This window comes from Streptomyces sp. CC53, from assembly GCF_001865245.1.
In the GTDB taxonomy this organism is placed as follows: Bacteria; Actinomycetota; Actinomycetes; order Streptomycetales; family Streptomycetaceae; genus Streptomyces.
The window spans coordinates 17,443-39,618 of sequence record NZ_MKXB01000190.1; the positions used below are offsets into that span (position 1 = coordinate 17,443).

Here is a 22,176-nt window from a genome sequence, read left to right on the forward strand (position 1 = left end):
GTGCCGGACCTCTGGGCTGGGAACCGCGCCCGAGCGGGGGTGGCGGGGCGGTCCGCCGGGGCCGGGGCGTGGCGCGGTGCCCCGGTGCGACCTGGCCGGGACCGGCCCGCCGGCCGCCCGGGAGGCCGGTACAGCCCGGAGGGGCGCCGGTCCCTGCGCAGAGGCGCAGCCGGCCCGTAGGCGCAGGGACCCTCACCGCCCAGGGGCCGTACGGGACCTGTGGGGCGGACGTGTGCGTTCGGTGGCGGGAGCAGCGGTGTTGGGCCCCCGCCACCGCGGCTTGATACAACTGTCGGACATTCGATCATCAGCTCGGCCACTTGGTTCGTGGACCGGACGGGGGAAGAACGATGGGATTCGAAGAGGAATGGGCGCAGCTGCGCAGTGAGGCCGCGGCACGCCAGACATCCGCGATGCAGCTCAACCAGGCGGCCGCGCCCGGGGGCGGGGGCGGGGGCGGTTCGCCGGACTTCGGCTCCGACCCGGCGAAGAAGAAGGAAGCGGCGGGCAAGCTGGAGGGCGAGGTCAGGACGCAGACCTCCACCGCGGCGAAGACGGCCGACGAGGAGACGACTGCGGCGACCACGGCGTTCTCGGGCTGGGACACGGCAGCCGGCCTCAAGACGGTCGAGACGACCTGGGACGCGCAGGTCAAGAACCTGCTGGGCCGCCTGTCCACCGAGGCGCACAACCTGCGTGTCGTCCGCAGGAACTTCCTGGGCCAGGACTTCGAGGTGTACAGCGACTTCAGCCCGCTGCTGAAGCCCGATCCCTTCGCTGCACCGTACGGAGGGCTGCGGTAGACATGGCGCTCACCTACAAGAAGATCATGTCGACCGACTACGGCAAGCTCACCGCGGCCGCCAAGGCGTGGGACGACATGGCCACGGAGCTCAAGAAGGCCGAGTCCGCCTACGCGGCGGCGACCAGGGGCCTGTCCCTCGGTTCCAGCAGCTGGCAGGGGCTCGCCCAGAGCAGGGCCTACGCCAACTTCCAGGGAACGCAGTACGAGTACGGGGCCGCCCAGAAGCAGGCGAGGGCCATCGCGGACCTCCTGCGGGACGCCCACGGCCAGTTCACGGAACTGAAGCAGCGGCTGGACTCCGTGGTCGCCGACGCCCGCAAGGACAAGATGGCCGTGGACGCCGAGGGCTCCGTACGCCCCGACCTGTCCGCCGACGTGAAGCGGGCCCTCGTCCACGACCCCGACGGCCAGACCCTGCTCGCCCAGTACAACCGGGCGGCGCAGAGCTGGGAGCAGCAGATCCAGAAGTACGTGAAGGCGTTCGAGGACGCCGACGCGGGGGTGAAGCTGGCCCTCACGGGGGCCGTGAAGGACAGCAACAAGGAGTCCGGCGGCAAGGACGCCACACCCAACGGCTTCAACGCGGGCGCCAAGGGCGACATCGAGCAGTACGAGATGGACTACGCGAAGGACGTCACAACCCGCATCAACAACGGCGAGAAGGTGACGACCGCGGAGGTCGAGAACCTGTCCCGCATCCTGCGGGACAACAACAACGAAGCCTTCGAGCACCGCACGAAGTGGGGGCAGACGTTCCTCTCCGGCCTGGGGGCCGATGGGACGCTCAAGCTCACCAACGCGCTCAACGACCAGGCGTACTTCGAGGGCAAGAAGGACAGGGACTCGTACCTCGGTGTACAGAAGGGCCTGGCCAACACCATCGCGACGGCCACGCAGGTCCCCCGGTTCACGAAGGACGGCAAGGTTCTGCCGGTCGGCTCGCAGGCCTATGCCGAGGAGTTCGCGAGGTGGCGCTCATCGGATAGCGGCAGATTCTACGGCAGCTGGATCGAGGACCTCAGGAAGGTCGGTACCCAGGAGTACGACTCCTTGGCGACGCAGGTACACAGGGCCACAATCGGTGATCAGAAGACTCTTGGCTATCAGAGCCTCGTCACCTTGATGCAGCACGGCGACCGCTACAGCGCGCCCTTCCTCCTCGATCTCGCTGACAGCATCCGGGCAGCCGAGGATCCCACGCGGGGCGGCGACAAGAACGTCTGGGACCTCGACCACAAGTTCGACACCCGGAAGCCCGACAAGACCGACGGCTGGTTCGCCAACGATCCCCTGGACGGCCTCCTGGGGGTAATGAGCAGGACTCCGGAGGCTGCCACAGCGTACTTCGACACTCACAGTTACTGGCAGAGGGAGGGGGACGACGAGATCCGCAAGTTCGACGACAACCTCGAGTACCTGCAGTCGAAGCGCGACTGGGAAGTCGTCAACGAACACAAGGCGTCCCTCAAGGACGGCGTCTCGGTCTACCGAGGAGACGTTCTGGATGCGGACAGCCACGTGGGCTACGGCGCCGCCCTCGAAGCCGCCACCACCGGCCATGTGCCCGGCGCCTCCGTCCCGGAAGACTTCACGAATCACACAGCGGCGCAGGCACGCGTGATGGAGGACGTCATCATGTCGTACGCAGAGATCACGAAGGTCGACCAGGGTGCGATGCCGGAGAACATCCGGGTGAACATGGCGAACTCTCTTGCGTACTACCCGGCGGACGTCCACGAGATCCTGGTTTCGCAGGTAGACCTCACCGCGGACGGCTACGCCACCGACACCAACGGCCTGTCAGTGAGCACCCAGACGATGAACCAGTTCATCCGAGGCGTCGCCGAAGACGGAGGTGCATTCCGTGTGGTGCACGACTCGCAGATCGGACAGATCAGTGAACGCATCCACAGCCTGACAGGCGAGGACTTCAAGCACACCCCTGAAGGGGATACCGATCCGGCAAGGGGTGTCGCGCGCGACTCGGGGAAGGTCATGGGTCAACTGGACTACATCCGAGCCGACGTGTTGGGCGACCAGCGAGACAGCCAGATATCTCAGAACAACTGGGCCAAAGTCTACAACTACCATAGTGCGGGAATACCGGTCACCGGGCTCCCTGTCTTTGGTGACACGATTCAGCGCATGATCGACATCGGCACGGGGAAGCACGCAGAAGAGCTGAACAACGAGGTGGCAGAGAAGACCAAGGAGCAACTGATCGAGCAATACAAGAAGGATGGTTATCCCCGCCTGGAGCGAATGATCAATACTCACGCCGAGTCTCTCATGATTTCGCCGGACGTCATCAAGGAACGCGACGGACGCCTCGGCGAGATTCGCGCATGGGCCGAGTCCTCCTACGGCGCGGGCCTCAACAGCGCCGAGGGATCCACCGGGGAGCGGAAGTGACGGACACGATCAACACCCCGCGTATGAAGAACCGGACGATACTCATAGCATCGGCGATCATCATCGCCGCGACAGCCGCTGTGGGGACATGGATATGGTTCGGACGAGCGGAGAGAGACCGCGGGGCAGCGGACTGCTGGGCCGTACTGGCGGAAGCGGGGACTTCATCTTCCGGGCCTGTCGACGTATGTGGATCTGCGCTGGAGACTGCCATCACCGCGCAGCCCGCAGGGCGGGTCGCCCCGACAGCTCCCACCAAGAAACTACCGACGGAGAACAGCACGGCCCTGGAAGTCGTCGTCACCGAGTACACCCGTAGCAGCGGAGCCAATAGCAGGCAAGTGGCGCCAGAAATCCGCAAGAACCTGGCGAATGCCCTCACCTACTACCGCAGCGATGTGTATCAGATCCTCGGCAGCCAGGTGAGCTATGCATCGGAGACGTTCTCCACGGAGCCCAACGACATCGACCTCGACAAGCAGGACGTGGGGGATTTCCTCGTGCTCCTGGCACCGGACGAGGCCGCCTTCCAGAAGCTCCGAGAGGCGCTCCACAAAGAGATCGAGCGGGAGATAAGCCGGCTGGACAAAGCCACCCTTGAGGCAGCGCCACAGCAAGAACCGGGGAAGCCGCAGGTTCCCGACAAGGCGTATGGCGTGGCCGGCGCAGCGGGCCAGGTCGCTGGCAAGATGCGCTATGCGGCAGGCAGGGCCATAGCTGACCGATACGAAGAGGGCAGTCACGAACGAGCGACAGCTTTGCGCAAGGACGAGACGCGCTACGGCCTACCGTATGTGAGGCAGAAGTTCGAGGAACGTGCCGCTGCGGTCGGCGTGCCGCAGACGCCCGGGACAGCGGCCCGCATGACGGAGATCATGGAGGAACTACAGCGTAGTTATGCCTTCCACTCAGGGCCCTACTGAGTCGCGGCATGAAAGCATCCGTCGGCCAGTTCGGATTCCGGGAGCACGGCGCACCGACCGAATGATCGCGCACCTGCACCATGCCCCGGGATAGACGATAATCAACCGGTTCCGCGCGCCAGCGTGCGAGACCGCACATTAAAGAGCAATGACTGAAAGGCAGTATGTCCGGCACCTCACGCCGATGGAAGATCGTAGCTTCCTTGGTATCGTTTGCGCTCATCGGATCAGGGCTGCATTTCGCGTACACCACTGGCTTCTTCGGCCATGACGAGCTGTGCGGAGATCTGGTCGACCCGCGGTCGGTGGAGTCTGCACTTCCACACCTGGGGAGGATCTCCAGTGGCGGAGCCCATGCCACCGGGCCGCGTCTCTCCATGGACTGCCGGATCAGCCGCACTTCTGCTCTTCCCGGGTTCGCAGATCAGGAACTCCACGTCTACACCTCCGTGGATCGCGCTGACTTCCCCTTCACACACGGTGGATCGGCCTACGCCAGTACCACCACGTTCTTCTCCGGTGGGTCGAGCGGAGCCGTGACCGGTGCGTACCAGGCATGGACGTGGCTGCCACCCGCCTGTAGTGATCGCGATCTTGTCAGGGTGGTGGCCACCGTCACCTCGGAGCACCCGGCGGATCGCCGTGCCTTGGCGGGGCTCACCGTGGACACGGCGAACCGGCTGATGGACGGGGCCGGCTGTGACGCCCCCCGGCTCACCGCGCCCTCCGCTGTCGGATCGGCCCCGGACGAGCGGCGATCCGACCCCCAGGCTCTCTGTGGCGTCGACGGGTTCTCCCTTCCCGCCTCCTCCACCGGGCCGACGGCCAACGTCCGTGAGATCGCACCCGCATCCCGTGGCCCCGTCTGGTCCTGCTTCGTGGCCTTGGACGACGACTCCGGGGAGTCAGCCAGAGGAAGGGGGTTCGCCACGTACGCGGTCGTGCAGGAACCCGCTCTCGTCGCCGGCATGAAGAGGTCGGACGCGTTCTCCGAGAACTCCCCGGTGGCGGGCTGGAAGGTGTCCGGATTCGACGACCTCCACGTCGTCGCCGACTGCGATGGGACGGACACCTACTTCGCGATGGAGGTGGGCCCTCAGCTCACCCGCACGTGGGAGGTTCCCGGATCACCCGGGTCCTCGGACCTGTTCGCCGCCTTCGTCAGCGCGGTCGGCGAGGAGTACGGCTGTTCCGGCATCACCGGTCAGCGGACGGCGACCCCAGTGGTGGATGACGAGGGAGGGGCCGGTTGACGGACAGTCGGAAGGAAACCGTGCGGCGTTCGCCTTACCGGATAGGGCTCGCGGGGGTTGCCGTGCTCGCGGTGCTGGCGGGTGGGCTGCTGCTCGGCCGGGCCACCCATCTCTTCGGTCCCAGCGCCGTGTGCCACGGATGGGTGAGCGCCGACGACGCTCAGGACGTGTTGGGGGGTCTCGGGCGGGTGAGCAGTACCGACCACGCCCCCGCCTCCTGTGAGGTGAAGCTCACCGGTTGGGGGGCGGGTGGGGAGGATGTCGCCTTCATCCTCAGCCCGGCTGCCGAGTCGGCCCGGTTCCCCTTCGAGCGTGATCTGTGGGGTGTGTCCGGTGCCATGACCGTCATGGTCGGCTCCCGGACGGCCGGGGCGGTGGACCGGCACGGGGGCTGGGTGGCGCTGCCGGACGCCTGCGCCGGGGCGATCGGTGGCAGTGGGGGCCCAGGCCGTCCCGTGCTGAAGGCGTCCGTCATCAAGGCCGAAGCCGACCCGGAAGCCCTGGCGCGGGTCCTGGAGGATGCCGCCGCAGGGCTGGCGGAGCAGTCCGGTTGCGCGACCCGTGCAGAGATCGCGCTCGGTGAGCCCGCCGCCCCTTCGCCCCCGGCTGTCGCGGACTTCGACGAAGTGTGCGCGCTGCCGGGGTTCACACTGCCGCGGATGACCGGTGACCGGGGGAAGTCGGTACGGCAGCAGACCGCGGGCTCGCTCGGCTCGGGCGGGTGGTTCTGCGATCTGACGTTCTCCCGCCCGGGCGGGCCGGTGCCCTTCGCGCGGTTCGCGATCGTGCAGCACGAGGCGCTCACCGCCTCGTTCGACGGCACGCGTGTCACGCGCACCCAGTGCCGGGGCCGGGACGCGTACGTCGCGCTCGACGACGCCGGGTACTGGAGCCCCGAGGAGCGCGCCACCGCCGGGTTCCCGTCCGATGCGGAGCTGAGGGATCGGCTCGTCTCGGCCGCGCAAAGGGCTCTTGGGTGCTCCTGACCGCGTGCACGCAGTCAGGTGTGCACGTAGCGGCCCCGGGCCCGGTCGGCCCGTCGGGTCCGCCGCCGTCGCGTCCTGTGGCCGCGGCCGGTGCACGCGCCGTCGGAGACGTGTCCCTGACGGGTCGAGTTGGCGGCTTTCGCTGTCGTACCCTCCGCCACCTGCGGATAATTGGACCGCAAGCCGCTGACCGCGCCGACGGCACCACGAAGGGAACGCGCTCGATGGGCACTCAGCAGGAGAAGGACGAGCTGTACGCGCTCGACATCAGTGGGGTGGAGTGGCATGGCGCCCCCGGTACCAGCCCGGACGAGGAACGGGTCGAGATCGCGTACCTGCCGGGCGGGGCCGTCGCCATGCGGTCCTCGCTGGAGCCGGACACCGTGCTGCGGTACACCGAGGCAGAGTGGCACGCCTTCGTCCTGGGGGCGAAGGACGGGGAGTTCGACCTGCAGTAGGGCGAAGGGCGGGGCGTCCGCACTTCGGTAGGCGGCCACGGCCGTACCGGCCCGCGTGTCCAGCGGTCGGCGGGGGTTTGCGCATATCACCGCGCCGCAGTCCCGCCCGGCTGCTGCCGGACGCGAGAAGGGGCATGCCCGAGCCGGGCATGCCCCTTCACTCCCCCCGTGGGGAGGTGCGTCAGAAGGACTCGGTGAACAGTGCCGACGACTTCTTGTCGGTCGCGCGGTACTTGTCCTTGCCGCTGTCCATCAGGTTGGCGATCTGGCTCAGTCGCCGCTCGATGTCCTCGGCCCGCTTCGTGTACTTCTTCTGCAGGTCGAGGTACTTGGCCTTCGCCTCACCGTCCCAGGTCTCGGTCACCTTCTTGATGGCCTGGTCCATGCGGGCCAGGTCGTTCCGGGTGTCCTTGGCGAGGGCACGCAGCACGCGGGCCATCTCCTCGATGCTGCTGTACCGTACCTTGGTCCCGAGATCGTCGGCCATGCTGTTCTCCTTCTGTGTCCGGTGCTTGTCGGGTGTGCGTGTCGACGGCGCCGACGTGCTGCTCAGACGCCGTTCAGCGCCGACTTGGCGGCGTTCTGGAACGTCTGGAGCACCTCGATGTCGTTCTCCGAGGTGAGGTTGCGGGTCTGGCCCACCGCGTTGTGCAGCACGTCGAGCAGGCGGCGGATCGCGTCGTGGTCCTCGTTCAGCAGCTTCTGGGCGGTCTTGAAGCCGGCGGCGCCGGCACCCTGCCAGCCCGCGGCACAGGTCTCCAGGATGTCGGCCATCTGCCGGGCCTGCGTGGTGACCTGCCTGCCGGTCTCCGCGATGATGCCCTGGGCGTCCTTGACCGCTTCCTGTACGAGCTTGAAGTCGTCGGTCACGTAAGGCTCCTTGTCGAAGGGTGGGTGAATGGGCGGGGCTCCGTGTCCTGCGGGCCCCACCCGTTGCGGCCGAGCAGCCGCGGAGGGCTACGCCTTCCTTCTGCGTACGCTCAGCACGATGGCGACACCGACTACGACGACGACGGCGACAGCCGCGACGCTCGCAACGGTGGCCCAGAGCGGTGACCCGCTCTTCCCCGGCTCGGCCCCCGGGTCGGGGGCCGCAGCCTGGGGGGACTCTGCGGCGGGTTCGTCCCCGGCGCCCGGCGCCGTATCCTCGGGTGCGGGGCTGCCACTGGGGCTCGCGTCCGCGCCCCCAGCCGGCGGGTTCTTCTTCCGGGCTTCCTGCAACGGGTCGACGTCGGCAGGGCCGGGGTCGCCCTTGCCCTCCAGCAGGACCTGGGAGGGGCGGACGGCTCCGTACCCGATGTAGATGCTGGGCACGGGGCCGCTGGCGCCCGCGGTCTCCATCATGACGCGGAGGACCTGGTTGGCGGTCCAGTCGGGGTGGGCGGACCAGATCAGGGCGGCGGCGGCGGAGGCGATGGCGGTGGCGTGACTCGTTCCGGACGTATCGCAAAAGCGGGTCCTGTCCTCATCGCACCGGGTAGGGATCTTCTCGGCCGGCGCGGACAAGGTCACGTGATCACCGTAGTCCGAGATCTCCGACACCTTGCCGTTCGGGGCGAGACCGCCGACGGCGATCACGCCGGGGATGGCCGCCGGGTAGCGCGCCAACGGTCCACCGGTGTTACCGGTGCTGGCGAAGAGCAAGGCGCCCTTCTCCCGAGCGTAGTCGACCGCCTTCTGCCATTCGTCCGTGTCGCGGTCCTTGGCAACTCCTCCAATGGACAGGTTGATGACGCGAGCGCCGCTGTCCACGGCGTAACGGATCCCCTGAGCAGCCGGTTTGACGTAGCTGAAGGAGGTGTAGGGTCCGACCTTTACCGGGAGGATCGTCGCGCCGGGAGCCAGGCCCTTCAGGCCACCGCCCGCACCGGTGCCGGCGATGGTGATGGCCATGTCGGTGCCGTGCAGTTCGGTGTCCCGCCCGTCGACGCGCCCCGGGCCGCCTCCCACGTCATAGAAGTTGCGGCCCGGGAGGACCTTTCCGCGGAGTTCGGGCACCGTCGAGTCCACGCCGGTGTCCAAGACCGCGACGGTGATGCCCTTGCCTGTGGACACCTTCCACAGGTCCTCCGCCTTCATCGCGTCCAGATACCACTGCCGGGCGCGTACGTCCTCTGCCTGGGCGGCGGGCGCCACGACGGTCACGGTCGCTGAGAGGACCGCCAGGAGGATGGCGAGCAGGCCGACCGCACGGCCGCCGTGGGCTCGGGCAAGGGGGGACATCGGTGGGCTCCTAGTCGATGACGGGAGGGACAACACTGCGGCGACCTGCGGTCCAGGTCTCCTCGTCCTCCGTCAGGTAGTCCGGACGAGCTGCGGCCTCACGGCGCTGCGCCGATCCCGCTGTCGTGGACGCGGGCGGTCGGACCAGGCCCGTACCGCCAGGTGTGAAGGGGCCGCGTCCCACTGCACCGGACGCAGGAGTCCCGCCGACGGTTCCGCCGGGCTGGGCCGCCAGGCGGCGGCCAGGTCCGCCCGCGGCACCCGAGCCTCCCTGGAAGCCTGCCCCGGGGCCGCCCATACCCATCGGGCCGCGTCCAAGGGCCCCCCGCTCCTCCCCCACGACCGTGCCCGTGGGCAGCCGGGGTCCCAGGGGAGAAGTGCCGCCCCTTCCAGTCACGGCCTGGCCGCCGTGGATGCCGTCCGGCGCTCCGACCCGTGGGAGCCCGAGAGGACCCGTCCCCCCAGGCAGCGGGCCGCGCGGTGCGCCGATCCCAGGCGCCACAGGTCCACGCGATGGCTGAGAGCCGGTGTGCGGACCCGTCACCGGTGCGACTGGCGGGAGCAGCGCTGGTCCGCCGGTTCCCGGCCCCGTCGGCTGCGTGGAGGCAGGCGGGATGCCGCCACGTCCCACCGCTTCCTGGACGGGCGTCGTGATCACGGAGTCAAGCTTCGTCCCCACAGGTTCATGCGGGAGCGGTACCGTCCCTGGCTCCGGGAGCAACCGGTTTTCCGGTCCTGCCGCGGGCAGGCCGCCCGATCCTGCCGAAGCGGATCCCGTAGAGGACGGGCCCGAAGGATAGTGCTGCGTGGCGAAGGACGACGGCCCCGAACCACTCTGGGAGTAGGTAGTCGCGCCACCGCTGGGAGCTCCGCTCCCACCGTCACCGTACGGTGACCCCTGAATGTACTTGTAAGTCCATTCCGGAGGCGCGAACTGCGGCTCCTCCTCCGACTCCATCCGGGTCTTCGCCGTCTTGTAGTACGACGTCAGCCGCTCCATCTGGCGGATGGCTTCCTGGAGCTTCGGGCCCGTCTCGTCCTTGATGCGGGCCTGTTCCTTCTCCGGGTCCGCGTAGCACTGTCCCGCCGGTTCCGGCATGGACTTCTGGGCCTCGCTCAGGGCCTGGCCCGCGCGCTGCATCTCCTGGCCGACCGTGGTGGTGAAGTCGCTGAGCTTCAGCGTCTCGGACACCATGTCGGCGCCCCACAGGCGGAAGCCGTCGCCGCCCGCGCCCTCCCACTGGACCTTGTCGAAGTAGACCCGCAGGTCCGTCGCGATCTTGATGATCTGCGGGGACGCCGCCTCCAGGGCGTTGCCCGCCTTGGTGAGGTCGCCCGGCTTGGCCGAGCGGATCATCGCGTACAGGGCGTCCAGGGACTTGCCCTCGAACTCACCTGACATCTCTGTGTGCTCCCCCGTCAGCCGATCTGGGCGGTGTCCGCCGTGGATCCCTCGGTCTTCTTCGGTTCCTGCGGTCCGTAGACCTCTTCGTGGCGCTTCGCGATCTCCAGGTAGCGTTCCCTGATCTCACCGTCGACGCCTGAGTAGCCCTTGTCGGCGACCTGGACGGCGATCCCGAGGGCCTCGATCGTGTCACCGAACGCCCTGGACAGGTCCTCAAGGCGGGCCCGGACCTTCTCGTATCCCGAGTGCAAATCCTTGGCCGCACTGAATCCCGTGCCGTACGCGTCGGCCGTGACCTTCTGCTCGCCGATCTTCCCCGGTTCCGCGGGTGACTCGGCCAGGGAGGCGAGGAGTTCGTCGACGCGGTTCTTGAACGTCTGGAGCGTGACCACCTTGACGTCCAGGCCGTCGTTGCCCCCACCGCCCCCGATCGGTGCTTCCACTTCGGTGTCCCCCTAGTCACACTTGTGAATCGGCGATCACTCTAGTCAGCGCGCTCGATTCATCCAACACGTGTTTCCGTCAACGGGCCTTCAGCGGGCCCTCCTGCGCCTGCTGTCCCTGATGACCGTCGCCGTCCCGGTGACCACGGCCACCAGGACGGCCGCGATGCCGAGGGCGTACGTCGCCAGGCGTTCGGTGCGTTCCTGGGCGGTCTCCGCCAAGGCCACGCGCACGGGTTCCGGGGCGGGTGGCCTGGGTGGGGCCGGGTCGGGGCTCGGGGCCTCGATCGGCGCCATGTCGGGCTCGCCCGCCAGGGCGCGGACCGGGTCGACGACGCCCCAGCCCACGTAGTCGTCGTGGCCGTTGATCGAGCGTTCCGCCGTCTGCTGGATGCGGGCGACGACCTGGCGGGGCGTCCAGGACGGGTACTTGGCGCGCAGCAGCGCCGCCACGCCCGCCACGTACGGGGCGGAGAAGCTGGTGCCGTTGTCGGTGCACTGGCCGCCGCCGGGGACCGTGGAGACGATGTCCACGCCCGGGGCCGCCACCCCGAGGAACGGCCCGGCCTGGGAGAACGGGGCGCGTTCGTTGTTGCGGTCGGAGGCGCCGACGGCGAGGACGCCGGGGAAGGCCGCGGGGTAGGTGTTCTTCGCCTTGCCGTCCAGGCCGTCGTTGCCGGCGGACGCGACGACGACGACGTCCGCCTCCAGGGCCTTCCTGACTGCTTGGGCCAGGTCCGAGTCGGCGCTGAGGGGCTGTGTCGTGTCCTGCGAGATGTTGATCACGTGGGCGCCCTCGGCGATGGCGTGCTCGATCGCCCGGGCCATCGTCCGCGACGTGCCGCTGTTCTTCTCGTCGTTCTGCCGGATCGGGATGATCGTGGCCTCCGGCGCGATGCCGACGAAGCCGGTGCCCTTGCGGGGTCTGGCCGCGATGATGCCCGCCACCTTCGTGCCGTGCCCGACCTCGTCGACGGTGCCGTTGGTCCTGCCGCGTCTGCTGCGGTCGTCGCCCTCCTTCTCCGGTGTGAGGAGGTCGGCGCCGGCCGAGGCGTCCACGGCGGGCTTCAGTTGGGGGTTGACGGTGTCCACGCCGGTGTCGATGACCGCGACGCGCACCCCCTTGCCCTTGGTGTCCGCCCAGAGTTCGTCGAGCAGCACCCGCTGGAGCGGCCACGGGGTGCCCTCGATCTGCTTCGGCATCGGGAAGGTGCACTCGCCGCTGCCGTCCAGACCGGGCGAGGCGGCCGCAGCGGTGCTGCTGTGCGGTGCGGCTGCGGGTGCCGCCGTGGCCGCCGGGTGCGGCAGCAGGACCGCCGCGGCGGCCAGGAGGGCGGCGATCCCTCGGGCGCGGCCGGCGGCGGGGAGGCCACCGGCGGCGGGGCTGCGCCGGGCACCGGGCGTACGAGGGGCACCCGGGGTGCGTCGGGCGCCGGGGGCGCTGGTCCGCTTCGTGTCGCGCATGGATGGCCCGCCCCTCAGGAACCCTGCGGCTGGCGTGCGCCGTTCGTGTCGAGCCGGGGGCCCTTCGACAGGAACGACGACCAGCTGATCGGGACGAGCGACGGGGTCACGCTCTCGTAGCCCAGCTTCTTCTGCGCCTCGCTGGGCACCGGTCGGCCGTCCGTCGGCTGCTGCTCCTGGCCCCCCGCGCCGATGGCGGAGCGCTGCTTGTCGCTGTCGCCGTTGGCCTGGACCGCGTAGCGCAGTCCGGTGTCGGTGACGAGGAACAAGGACCCGTCGGGCCGGGTCTGCTCGCCCTGGACCTGCGTGTACAGCAGGCCGGTGCCGGGCGTGACGTAGGTGCTGCTGCCGCCCGCGGTGATCTCCGCCGGGTAGCGGGTGCCGGCCCAGGTGGACAGCGTGGTGCGGCCCTTGTCGTCCACCGAGCGCAGCACGCTGCACACCGTGTCGCGTGCCCCGCCGCCGCTGGTGGAGTTGACCTGCACGGCCCGCTGCGCGGGCCAGCGGCGGTCGCCCGCGAAGGGCGTCGGCTCGGGCTGGAAGGAGGCGTTGTCGACGTCGGACGCCTTGCCGGCCATGTCGAGCCTGTCCGTCTGCGGGGAGTTGATCAGCAGCCAGGCGGTGAAGTCGGAGACCGGCCGGACCGCGCCCTGGAGGACGACGTAGTGCTGCGGCCCCGCGCCGGTCTCGGCCCTCAGGACCATGCCGACGCGGTCCTGCTCCTCGCTGAGTCCGCCGCCGATGCCGGCGGGTACGCCGACGGTGCCGGACAGCGCGGGGAAGCCGACCGGGCTGCCGGTGTGCAGGGTGCGCAGCCAGTCCTCCGTCACCTGCTGGGGCTCCTTGTCGCCGACGAGCGCCCGCGTGAGGACGGCGGCGTCGGACGCGCCGCCCCGCACCTCGTACTTCGTGCCGCCCGCGTCGACGAGGTAGCGGGCACCCTTCTGGCCCTGTACGTACAGGACTTCGCCGTCCTGGAGGCGTTCCTTGCCGTCCGTGCGGCCGAAGTCCCGCTCGGCGAGGACGAAGGCGGCCTTCTGCACGCTGGAGCCCTTGCCGCCGCCCGGCTGGACGCACACCGCCCACCGCTTCGCCTTGGCCGCTTCGGCCGCGCTGGGCAGCCGGTCGGGCGCGTACGGGATGCCGAGGATGGGGCCGCGGGGCGGTCTGCCGGCGTCGAGGACGTCGTCGCTGACCTGGATGACGTCGAACTTGCTGGGGTCCAGCAGCAGCCGGGCCGACGCCAGGTTCAGCACCGGGTGCAGCAGCGTCTTCTTGTCCTTGCCCTTCCCGGTCGTCAGCACGACGTACCGGGTCGTGGACTGCTTGCCGACGATGACTTTGGTGCCGGGCGCGTCCCAGCCCTTGGGGGCCTTCGGTTTGAACATGCCCCAGGCGCCGAACCCGGCCAGTACGAGGGCGCCGACGATCAGTCCGGGCAGCACCGCCCGCAGCGGCCGCGGTGCCCCCTCCTCCGTGCCGGAGGGCGAGGGTTGGAGGAATGCGGCCACCGTGCGCTTCTTCGCGAAGGTGTACGCGTTGAGCTCGTCCCGCCGTGATGCCATAAGTCCCCGAAGATCCCCGTGTGTCGACGCCAGGCGGCGCCAAGTGCCGTGTGACGCAACCGTGTCCGCCGGGGCGCCGGGCGCGGCGCCCGCGGCCCCGGTTGTCGGACCGGCCCCCTACTATGCCTGCCGTGGGAAGGCCGCCAGGGGGCGGGTAGGGTGATGCCGCCGCCAGCGCCCTGGTGGGCCGCGCAGATCGGGTTGGATCGGGGGATCTCCATCATGGCTTCCGCGACGCGTACGCGGCGTGCCGCGACGGCGCGCTCCGCGGTGCCCTCGCAGGGGGCGTCGCCGGCCGGGCACGCACCGGAGCCGTCGGCATCCGGTCCCCGGGCGTCGGCCCGCGGTTCCCGTTCGCGTACGTCCTCGGCCGCCGCGCCGCGGCTGGGCGGGCGTCAGGGGGGCGCGGGTGCGTTCCGCCTGCAGCAGCTCGTGCTGATCGAGGTGGCCGCCGCGCTGCTGCTGGTGGCGTGGGTCGTGCACCCCCTCGCCCTGGTGCCGACGGGCGCCGTCGCCGCGCTGCTCGTGCTGCTCGCGGTGGTGCGGCGGCACCGGCGGTCGCTGCCGGAGTGGCTGGCCACCATCGTCGCCCTGCGGGCGCGTACGCGGCGCGCGGCGTCGACGACCCTCCCGCCGGGTACGGAACCGGGCCTCGCGCCCGTGGTGGAGTGCGACCCGTCGTTGCGGACGTACTCCTACAGCGCCCGGGACCGGCGGCCGGTCGGGATGATCGGCGACGGCACGTTCTTGACGGCCGTCCTCCAGGTGGAGGCCGACGGGACGGCGCTGCGCCGGGACCGCACGCAGCGGCCGCTGCCCCTCGGACTCGTCCGGGACGCGCTGGACGTGGACGGGATACGGCTGGAGTCGGCCCAGATCGTCCAGCACGCGCAGCCCGCGCCCGCCCCGCACCTCCCCGTCGACTCGGTCGCCGTGCGCAACTACGCGCCGCTGCAGGAGCGGACGGGCTCGCCCGCCGTGCGGATCACCTGGATCGCGCTGAAACTGGACCCGGAGCTGTGTTCCGAGGCCGTCGCCGCGCGCGGCGGCGGGCTGACGGGGGCGCAGAAGTGCCTGCTGCGCGCCGCCGACCAGCTCGCGAGCCGGCTGGCGGGCGCCGGTTTCCGGGCCTCGGTGCTGTCCGAGCAGGGACTCGTGTCGGCGCTGGCCACGTCCGTGTGCGCCAACCCGCGGGCGCTGACGCGGGCCGACCGGGACCGCGCGCCGGGCCGCCGCACGCAGGAGACGTCGCGCACGTGGCGCTGCGACGACCGCCGCCACACCACGTACTGGATCGGGCGCTGGCCCCAGTTCGGTGAGGGTGGCGCTTCGATGCCGCAACTCGTGGCGCTGCTCACGTCGATACCGGCGCTCGCCACGACGTTCAGCCTCACCCTGAGCGGCGGCGGCGACCGGCAGGAGGTCGGCGTGACCGGATACGTGCGGATCACCGGGGGCAGTGACGAGGAACTGGTGGCGTCACGGCATGAGTTGGAGCGCGCGGCCCGCGGCGTCCGGACCGGCCTCGTCCGGTTGGACCGCGAGCAGTTGCCGGCGATGCTGGCCACGTTGCCGCTGGGCGGTGCCCGCTGATGTCGACGCCCCAGCAGTTCCCCCAGCAGTTCCCTCCGTCCACCGGGCAGTTCCCGGAGCAGTCCCCGCGGCAGTTCTCGCCGCACCCGCCCCGGCAGGTGGCGCCGCACGTGCCCCGGCATCCCTCGCCGCAGGTCCCGCAGGAGGCCCCGGGCGCCGGACAGCGGGGGCGCGCACGCTTCGGGTTCGGCCTCGTCGGCCCCCGCCGCCGGCGGCACGCCTTCCCGGTCGAGAGCCTGGACTCCCTGGGCCTGCCGGTCGGTGACGACGGCGTGGTGATCGGCGTCGATCCCGAGAACCGCCCCTCCGTGCTCGGCATCAACCGGTCGGAGCCGTACGACGTCACGCTCATCGGCGGTCTGTGGACCGCCCAGGTCCTGGCGCTGCGTACCGCGGCCACGGGGACCCGGGTCGCTGTGGAGACGGGTCGCGCGGCGGCGTGGACGGCGCTCGTCCAGGCCGCGGGCGGCGGGCTGCCGTGTGTGACCCTGCACGACGTGGGGCGTGTGCCGCCGCAGGGGGCGTCCGCGGGCAGCCCGGTGCTGGTCGTGCGGGACTGCGGGATGCGCCCGCCGCGCGGAAGGGTGGTCTCCGCGCCCTGGCAGTCCGTCGTCACGCTGCTGCCGTACCTGAGCCCCGCGGCGCCGCGGTTGATGGAGAAGTCGTCGCTGGTCGGTGTGCAGCGGGTGTCGCCCGACGAGGCGGCGCGCATCGGCTGGCTGCTGAAGTTGCCGCGCAGCGAGTCGCAGACCCTCTCCACGCTCGCGGACGGGGTGACGCTGTGGGTTTCCGGCGGTGACCGGCGCTTCGTGATGACCCAGCCCACCGACGCGGAGGCCGGGTTGCTGGGCGCGGCCCGCCGGATGGACTGACTCCCCTCCCCCGGCGGCAGCGTGGACACGCCGCGGAGGCGGGGCGACCCGCCGTCCCGCCTCGGAGGAGTCGCGTCCGGACATCCGGTACCGACCCTGTCCGGTACGGGAGCGTACGGGGGTGCCGGCTCGCGTCCGGTACGGGCGGACGGGCCTGACGGACGGCCACCGGAGGCGATTAGGGTGGGAGGAGCCGACCGTCGGCCCGCACGGGACCGTGAGCACCCAGGGGAAGGGCAGGGGAAGGTGCGCCGGGTGGACGGAACGGACGAACGAACAGGAACGGTCGCCCCACCCCACCCATGACCGGACAAGGGTGCTCGACCACACCAGGAGGCAAAGTGAACGGCGATCGGGACGAGATCCGCGAGGGATGGCGCGTGCCTCACGCCGACGATCAGTCCGACGCGGATGCCGTCGAGGTGACGGGTGAGTTCACCATCGACTACACCCCGCCCGCCTGGTACACGCAGAACGCGGGGGGTACCGGGCCGGGCGGCGGCACCGCACCCGGTGCGGATCCGGCCGGGATGACGCCACCCCTGCCGCCCCCGCCGCCGACCGGGCAGCCGATCGCCGTCCCGCCGCTCCCTGCGGACGGCGGGTACCAGTCCGGCTGGACGATGCAGCCGCCGGTCGCCCCCGCCCCGCAGCCCACCGCCGGTGGTGGTGCGGAGGGCGAAGCCACCATGCTGTTCTCCGCCGCCGCACCGACGCCGGACCGCGCGGAGCCAGAAGCTGCCCCCGTGGGCGCCGACACCTACGGACGCGGTGCGGGCCACCCGTCCGGCGCGGACGCCGCCCAAGCCCTGCCCGGCGCCTGGGTCGGCACCGAGGGCTCGCCGCCGGCCCAGGGCTCACCGGACTCCGGACGGTCCGCGCACGCGCAGGACTCCGCGCACACGGGAGAGCCGACGCACACGCAGGATTCCCCGCACACGGCTGCGTTCACGGCCCCGCAGGAGCCCGTGGACATGTCCGGCGGCACCGACGGACCGCACGGATCACACGGCTCACACGGCTCACACGGCTCACACGGCTCACACGGCACTAACGGCTCGCACGGCTCCGAGGGCGCGCAGGAGCAGACGCCGTCCGCGGCGCTCCTGGACTCCGCGGCCCCCGCCCTCCCCCCGCGGACGGGGGACACGGGCACGGACCACGCCGACCTCGGTGACGGACCGTCACCGGCGAGGGCGGACGGGGAGGCTCCGACCGGGGCACCCGTCGACAGCGCACCGGTGGCGTCCGGCGCACCGCAGGCGCCGGACGGGTCGGACGGCCCGGGTGCGGCGGATGCGCCGGGCGAGCCGGCGGTATCCGGTGGTTCCGACGTTCCGAACCCCTCCGGCGCCGCCACAGCCCCCGGTACCTCCGCTGGCCCGGGCGACGCGGACGCCCCAGGCGACGCGGACGCCCCGGGAGACGTCGCCGTGCAGCAGGGCGCTCCGGAGGACGGAGCCTCCCCTGACGGCGCGCCCCACGGCCCCCGCCCTTCGGACAGCGGCCCGGTGGCTGCGGTGCCCGCGGACGCGGTCGCCCCGGACGGTGGCGCGCAGCCGGTGGCGCCCGCTCCGCCGGTCGCCGGTCTGCCGCCGCTGCCCCCCGCGTTCCAGCCCGCCGCCGCGGCCGGGGCTCCGGCGGGTGCACCGCAGTGGCCCGGCCACACGCCCGGTGGCGACCAGTCGTCCGCACCGGCGGCGCCCCACGCGGCGGACGCTCCGGGCGCCGGGGCCGGGTGGCCGCCGGCTGCGCCGACGCCCGCGCACCCGGCGGCCGGGCCCTCCGTACCGCAGGGCGGGTACGGATTCCCGCAGCCGGGGGCCGTGCCGCCCGGCGCGCCCGCACCCGGTGGTCCAGGCCCTGCCGCGCACCAGACCGGATACGGGACGCCGCAGCCCGGCTTCCCCCAGCCCGGCGGTCCTCAGCAGCCCCAGCCCCCGCAGTACGGACAGCCCGCGGGTGGCTACGGCTTCCCGCATCCGGGGGCCGGCGGGCAGCCCGTGGCGCCTCAGGGCGGGTACGGATTCCCCCACCCCGGCGGGCAGCAGCCCCCTCCGCACGGGGGCCACGGCTTCCCCCAGCCCGGCCGGCCCGCTCAGCCGCCCCACCCGGGGCAGGCCGGACAGCCCGTCGGCCCCGGTCAGCCGGTGCCGCCGCAGCACCAACAGCCGCAGCCTCAGGGCGGGTACGGGTTCCCGCAGCCCGGCGTGCCCGCCCAGCCCGCCCCGCCGGGACAGCCGCCCCACCCGGGGCAGCCCGGTCAGCCCGCCGTCCCCGGGCAGCAGGCGCCGGTGCCGCCGGCGCACCCCGGTGCGCCCGACCCGCGGATCGCCGGGGCCTGGCCCGCGGCGGTCACGCACGACCAGCGCGAGCGTTCCGTGCCGGGTGCGCCGCTCGGGTACACGGCGGCCGTCGAGCTGTCGTCCGACCGGCTGCTCAGGAACAGCAGGCAGAAGCCGAAGAGCAGCCGCGTCCCGTCCGCGGCGTCGCGGTTCAAGCTGGGCGGCAAGAAGGAGGAGCAGGAGCGGCAGCGCAAGCTCCAGCTCATCCGGACGCCGGTGCTCTCGTGCTACCGGATCGCGGTCATCTCCCTCAAGGGCGGTGTCGGCAAGACCACGACGACGACCGCCCTGGGGGCGACCCTCGCCACCGAGCGGCAGGACAAGATCCTGGCGATCGACGCCAACCCGGACGCGGGGACGCTCGGCCGCCGCGTGCGGCGCGAGACCGGTGCCACCATCCGCGACCTCGTACAGGCGATCCCGTACCTCAACTCGTACATGGACATCCGCCGGTTCACCTCGCAGGCGCCGTCCGGTCTGGAGATCCTCGCCAACGACGTGGACCCCGCCGTGTCGACGGCGTTCAACGACGAGGACTACCGGCGGGCGATCGACGTGCTCGGCAAGCAGTACCCGGTCATCCTCACGGACTCGGGCACGGGCCTGCTCTACAGCGCGATGCGCGGGGTGCTGGACCTCGCCGACCAGCTGATCATCATCTCCACCCCTTCGGTGGACGGCGCCTCCAGTGCCTCCACCACGCTGGACTGGCTCCACGCGCACGGGTACGCGGACCTGGTGCAGCGGTCGATCACGGTCATCTCGGGGGTCCGCGAGACCGGGAAGATGATCAAGGTGGAGGACATCGTCGCGCACTTCCAGACCCGTTGCCGGGGCGTGCTGGTCGTACCGTTCGACGAACACCTGGCGGCGGGTGCCGAGGTGGACCTCGACATGATGCGGCCGAAGACCAGGGAGGCGTACTTCCAGCTCGCGGTGATGGTGGCGGAGGACTTCGCCCGGGCGCAGCAGGCGCAGGGGCTGTGGACCGGCGACGGCCAGGGCGGGCTGCCGCCGCAGGTGGCACCGCCGCTGCCCGGCCAGGGCGTACCGGGCCAGCCCCCGGCGCAGGGCCAGCCCGTGCCGGGCCAACCGGACCTGCCGGGACAGCCGTTCACCGCCCACCCTGGCCAGCCGGGCATGCCCGGTCAGCCCCCGGTGCAGGGCCAGCCGGGCATGCCCGGACACCCCGGCCAGCCCGGACACCCCGGTGCACACGGACACCCGGTCCACCCCGGCCAGCCCTACCCGGGCCAGCCGTACGGCGGTGCCCAGCCGCCCGTGCCCGGCCCGCCTCAGCAGGGGCAGCAGTACGCCCCCGCGCAGCCCGGCCGGCCGGGTGTCCCTCCGCAGGGGTGGCCGCAGCAGCCGGGCGGTCAGCAGGAGCCGCAGGCCGCCGCCCCGCAGCCGACCCCGCCCGACGGATGGCCGCAGCAGCCGCCGCAGGCACCCCAGCAGCCCCCGCAGTAGGCCCGAGGCACCGGGGCCGTGGACAAGCGAGGGCCCGCACCGGACGGTGCGGGCCCTCGGCGTCGGTCCTGCGGATGCCTTCTACTGCTGCGCGTCGTACGCCGCCGTGGCCTGCCGGCACTGCACCACGTCTTCGGCGATGGCCTCCAGGAGCTCGCCGATCGACGCGAACTTCTGCTGCCCCCGGACGAAGGAGAGGAAGTCCACGGCCACGTGCTGGCCGTACAGGTCGAGTCCGACGCGGTCGATGGCGTACGCCTCGACCGTCCGTTCCTTCCCGTCGAACTGCGGATTCGTCCCCACCGAGATCGCCGCCGGCATGCGCTCGCCGTCCGCGGTGAGCCAGCCCGCGTAGACCCCGTCCGCGGGGATCGCCGTGTACGGCAGGGTCTCCACGTTCGCCGTCGGATAGCCCAGCTCGCGGCCGCGCTGCGCGCCGCGCACCACCACGCCCTCGACGCGGTGCGGGCGCCCGAGGATCTCGGCCGCACCCGTGACGTTCCCCTCGGCGACGAGGCTGCGGGCGAGCGTGGAGGAGAACGGCCGGCCGTCGCCCGCCTCCCCGGTCACGTACAGGTCCACGATCTCCACCTCGTAGTCGTAGGTGGCGCCGAGCTCCGCCAGGTAGTCGACGTTCCCGGCGGCGCGGTGGCCGAAGCGGAAGTTGGGGCCCTCGACGACCGCGCGGGCGTGGAGCTTGTCCACGAGCACCTTGACGATGAAGTCCGCCGGGGACAGCTGCGAGAACTCCGCGGTGAACGGCAGCACCAGCACCGCGTCGACGCCCAGTTCACCCATCAGCTCCGCGCGCCGGTGGTGCGGGGCGAGCAGCGGCGGGTGGCTGCCCGGCCGCACCACCTCGGAGGGGTGCGGGTCGAAGGTGACGACCACGGCGGGAACGCCCAGCTCGCGGGCGCGCTCGACGGCCCTGCCGATGATCAGCTGGTGTCCGCGGTGGACGCCGTCGTAGGAACCGATGGTGACGACGCTGCGCCCCCAGTCCTGGGGAATCTCCTCCAAGCCTCGCCAGCGCTGCACTGTGACCGCTCCTCGCCCGAACCCGTGTACGTCAGTTACGTCAGAACGTCATGGCCGATGACGCAGGTCTAAGGGTGCCATGCCCGCATCGATCGGCTCGCATCGGCATCGCACTCAGTGCCGGTACGGGTACGGGATCGGACGCACCAGCCGTGCTCGCCCTGGGGCCGGGGCCCGCCTCCTGCGCGGGCCCCGCCTCGTGCGCGTACTCCGGTCCGGGTGCGGCGAGCCGTTCGACGGCACGGCGCGCCCCCGCCGAGACGAGCGCCTCCCACCGGCGCGGCTCGCGCGCCAGCCACGCGCTGAGCAGCACGGCGAACCCCGGCACGTCCCGGGCGTGCCCCGCGAGCCGCCGGTCGAAGCGGGCGGCGCCCGCGGGGACGCGGCGCATCAGCCGCCCGCAGCGCAGCACCAGCGCGCGGGTCAGCCGCTCCGGCCGCCCCGCGGCCCCGAGCGCCGCCGCCCGCAGCACGGCCTCCGCCGCGTCCAGGTCGCCGTCGTCCGGGTGCGGGACGTCGAGGAGCACGGCGAGGAGTTCCCCGCGCAGACCGTCGCCGCCGGTCTCCTCCGCCGTGAGGACGCCGGCGACGGCTTCGCGCACCGCGCGGCCGCCGTGCCGGACCAGCTCCGTCACCAGCGGGAGCAGTGTCGCGCGGGCCGCCGGGCCCCGCTCCAGCCGCCGGGCCGTGTACGCGGCCACGTGCCCGGCGCCTTCGGGGTGCCTGCGGGCGTAGCCGCGGACCAGTGCGGCGCCCCGCCGCGCCAGGGCCGGGACCCGTACGGCGGCGAGGGCTTCCAGCACGTCGGCGGCCCCGCTGTCCTCCCGCAGCCGGGCCGCGAACGCCGCGAGCACCGGCTCCGGATGGGTCGTCAGGGCGGTGGCCGCGGCCGCGGCGGTCAGGCCGGGGGCGCCGTCCCGGA

General features: G+C 71.8%; 17 protein-coding genes and 1 pseudogene. 9 read left to right on the top strand and 9 right to left on the bottom strand.

Annotated elements, in window-relative coordinates:
• The first annotated feature begins 350 nt into the window (after positions 1-350).
• From BJP40_RS24265 to BJP40_RS24290, 6 genes are all read left to right on the top strand, one after another.
• Positions 351-803, top strand: coding sequence for a hypothetical protein (locus BJP40_RS24265; RefSeq protein WP_071266830.1), 453 nt, complete (start codon positions 351-353; stop codon positions 801-803).
• A gap of 2 nt (positions 804-805) precedes the next feature.
• On the top strand, positions 806-3,217 hold the full coding sequence (locus tag BJP40_RS24270; protein ID WP_071282370.1) for a DUF6571 family protein: 2,412 nt from the start codon (positions 806-808) through the stop codon (positions 3,215-3,217).
• Complete coding sequence (locus BJP40_RS33770; RefSeq protein WP_143066021.1) at positions 3,214-4,140, top strand: hypothetical protein; 927 nt, start codon at positions 3,214-3,216, stop codon at positions 4,138-4,140. The genes BJP40_RS24270 and BJP40_RS33770 overlap by 4 nt, the downstream gene beginning before the upstream one ends.
• Positions 4,141-4,304: 164 nt before the next feature.
• Positions 4,305-5,393: a hypothetical protein gene (locus BJP40_RS24280; RefSeq protein ID WP_143066022.1), complete on the top strand. Its 1,089-nt coding sequence runs from the start codon at positions 4,305-4,307 to the stop codon at positions 5,391-5,393.
• 20 nt (positions 5,394-5,413) lie between these two features.
• On the top strand, positions 5,414-6,379 hold the full coding sequence (locus BJP40_RS24285) for a hypothetical protein (protein ID WP_071282376.1): 966 nt from the start codon (positions 5,414-5,416) through the stop codon (positions 6,377-6,379).
• 224 nt (positions 6,380-6,603) lie between these two features.
• Positions 6,604-6,837 carry a DUF397 domain-containing protein gene (locus BJP40_RS24290; RefSeq protein ID WP_071266822.1) on the top strand — a complete coding sequence of 78 codons (234 nt, stop codon included), beginning with the start codon at positions 6,604-6,606 and terminating at the stop codon, positions 6,835-6,837.
• A gap of 181 nt (positions 6,838-7,018) precedes the next feature.
• On the opposite strand, the gene BJP40_RS24295 is transcribed toward BJP40_RS24290, so the two are convergent.
• From BJP40_RS24295 to eccB, 7 genes are all read right to left on the bottom strand, one after another.
• Positions 7,019-7,324 carry a WXG100 family type VII secretion target gene (locus BJP40_RS24295; RefSeq protein ID WP_071266820.1) on the bottom strand — a complete coding sequence of 102 codons (306 nt, stop codon included), beginning with the start codon at positions 7,322-7,324 and terminating at the stop codon, positions 7,019-7,021.
• Between the two features lie 62 nt (positions 7,325-7,386).
• Positions 7,387-7,707: a WXG100 family type VII secretion target gene (locus BJP40_RS24300; RefSeq protein ID WP_071282378.1), complete on the bottom strand. Its 321-nt coding sequence runs from the start codon at positions 7,705-7,707 to the stop codon at positions 7,387-7,389.
• 87 nt (positions 7,708-7,794) lie between these two features.
• The gene (locus BJP40_RS24305) at positions 7,795-9,060 is read right to left on the bottom strand and encodes a S8 family serine peptidase (RefSeq protein WP_071282379.1); all 1,266 of its coding nucleotides are present in this window, start codon (positions 9,058-9,060) and stop codon (positions 7,795-7,797) included.
• A gap of 10 nt (positions 9,061-9,070) precedes the next feature.
• Positions 9,071-10,462, bottom strand: coding sequence for a hypothetical protein (locus tag BJP40_RS24310; protein ID WP_071282381.1), 1,392 nt, complete (start codon positions 10,460-10,462; stop codon positions 9,071-9,073).
• Between the two features lie 17 nt (positions 10,463-10,479).
• Positions 10,480-10,908 carry a hypothetical protein gene (locus BJP40_RS24315; RefSeq protein ID WP_071266814.1) on the bottom strand — a complete coding sequence of 143 codons (429 nt, stop codon included), beginning with the start codon at positions 10,906-10,908 and terminating at the stop codon, positions 10,480-10,482.
• Between the two features lie 90 nt (positions 10,909-10,998).
• Complete coding sequence (gene mycP / locus BJP40_RS24320; RefSeq protein WP_079171428.1) at positions 10,999-12,372, bottom strand: type VII secretion-associated serine protease mycosin; 1,374 nt, start codon at positions 12,370-12,372, stop codon at positions 10,999-11,001.
• Between the two features lie 14 nt (positions 12,373-12,386).
• Positions 12,387-13,937 (bottom strand): type VII secretion protein EccB, encoded by a 1,551-nt coding sequence (gene eccB, locus BJP40_RS24325; RefSeq protein ID WP_071282383.1) that lies wholly within the window; start codon positions 13,935-13,937, stop codon positions 12,387-12,389.
• 222 nt (positions 13,938-14,159) lie between these two features.
• Between eccB and eccE the strand changes: the two genes are divergently transcribed.
• The 3 genes from eccE (at position 14,160) to BJP40_RS24340 (ending at position 20,217) form a co-directional block, all read left to right on the top strand.
• Positions 14,160-15,530, top strand: coding sequence for a type VII secretion protein EccE (gene eccE, locus BJP40_RS24330; protein ID WP_079171429.1), 1,371 nt, complete (start codon positions 14,160-14,162; stop codon positions 15,528-15,530).
• Positions 15,530-16,402: a hypothetical protein gene (locus BJP40_RS24335; protein WP_226962425.1), complete on the top strand. Its 873-nt coding sequence runs from the start codon at positions 15,530-15,532 to the stop codon at positions 16,400-16,402. Before eccE ends, BJP40_RS24335 begins: the two co-directional genes overlap by 1 nt.
• A 341-nt stretch (positions 16,403-16,743) precedes the next feature.
• Positions 16,744-20,217 carry an SCO5717 family growth-regulating ATPase gene (locus tag BJP40_RS24340; RefSeq protein WP_071282385.1) on the top strand — a complete coding sequence of 1,158 codons (3,474 nt, stop codon included), beginning with the start codon at positions 16,744-16,746 and terminating at the stop codon, positions 20,215-20,217.
• 81 nt (positions 20,218-20,298) lie between these two features.
• On the opposite strand, the gene BJP40_RS24345 is transcribed toward BJP40_RS24340, so the two are convergent.
• Both BJP40_RS24345 and BJP40_RS34600 read right to left on the bottom strand, forming a co-directional pair.
• Positions 20,299-21,255 carry a bifunctional riboflavin kinase/FAD synthetase gene (locus BJP40_RS24345; RefSeq protein WP_079171430.1) on the bottom strand — a complete coding sequence of 319 codons (957 nt, stop codon included), beginning with the start codon at positions 21,253-21,255 and terminating at the stop codon, positions 20,299-20,301.
• A gap of 40 nt (positions 21,256-21,295) precedes the next feature.
• Positions 21,296-22,176: pseudogene (locus BJP40_RS34600) on the bottom strand (hypothetical protein); the annotation flags it as partial.

Bases quoted from the DNA above. Each gene is read 5' to 3' on its own strand.
- BJP40_RS24295 (WP_071266820.1), bottom strand. From the start codon at position 7,324: ATGGCCGACGATCTCGGGACCAAGGTACGGTACAGCAGCATCGAGGAG.
- eccE (WP_079171429.1), top strand. From the start codon at position 14,160: ATGGCTTCCGCGACGCGTACGCGGCGTGCCGCGACGGCGCGCTCCGCG.
- mycP (WP_079171428.1), bottom strand. From the start codon at position 12,372: ATGCGCGACACGAAGCGGACCAGCGCCCCCGGCGCCCGACGCACCCCG.
- BJP40_RS24310 (WP_071282381.1), bottom strand. From the start codon at position 10,462: ATGTCAGGTGAGTTCGAGGGCAAGTCCCTGGACGCCCTGTACGCGATG.
- BJP40_RS24305 (WP_071282379.1), bottom strand. From the start codon at position 9,060: ATGTCCCCCCTTGCCCGAGCCCACGGCGGCCGTGCGGTCGGCCTGCTC.
- BJP40_RS24335 (WP_226962425.1), top strand. From the start codon at position 15,530: ATGTCGACGCCCCAGCAGTTCCCCCAGCAGTTCCCTCCGTCCACCGGG.
- BJP40_RS24280 (WP_143066022.1), top strand. From the start codon at position 4,305: ATGTCCGGCACCTCACGCCGATGGAAGATCGTAGCTTCCTTGGTATCG.
- BJP40_RS24290 (WP_071266822.1), top strand. From the start codon at position 6,604: ATGGGCACTCAGCAGGAGAAGGACGAGCTGTACGCGCTCGACATCAGT.
- BJP40_RS24265 (WP_071266830.1), top strand. From the start codon at position 351: ATGGGATTCGAAGAGGAATGGGCGCAGCTGCGCAGTGAGGCCGCGGCA.
- eccB (WP_071282383.1), bottom strand. From the start codon at position 13,937: ATGGCATCACGGCGGGACGAGCTCAACGCGTACACCTTCGCGAAGAAG.
- BJP40_RS24270 (WP_071282370.1), top strand. From the start codon at position 806: ATGGCGCTCACCTACAAGAAGATCATGTCGACCGACTACGGCAAGCTC.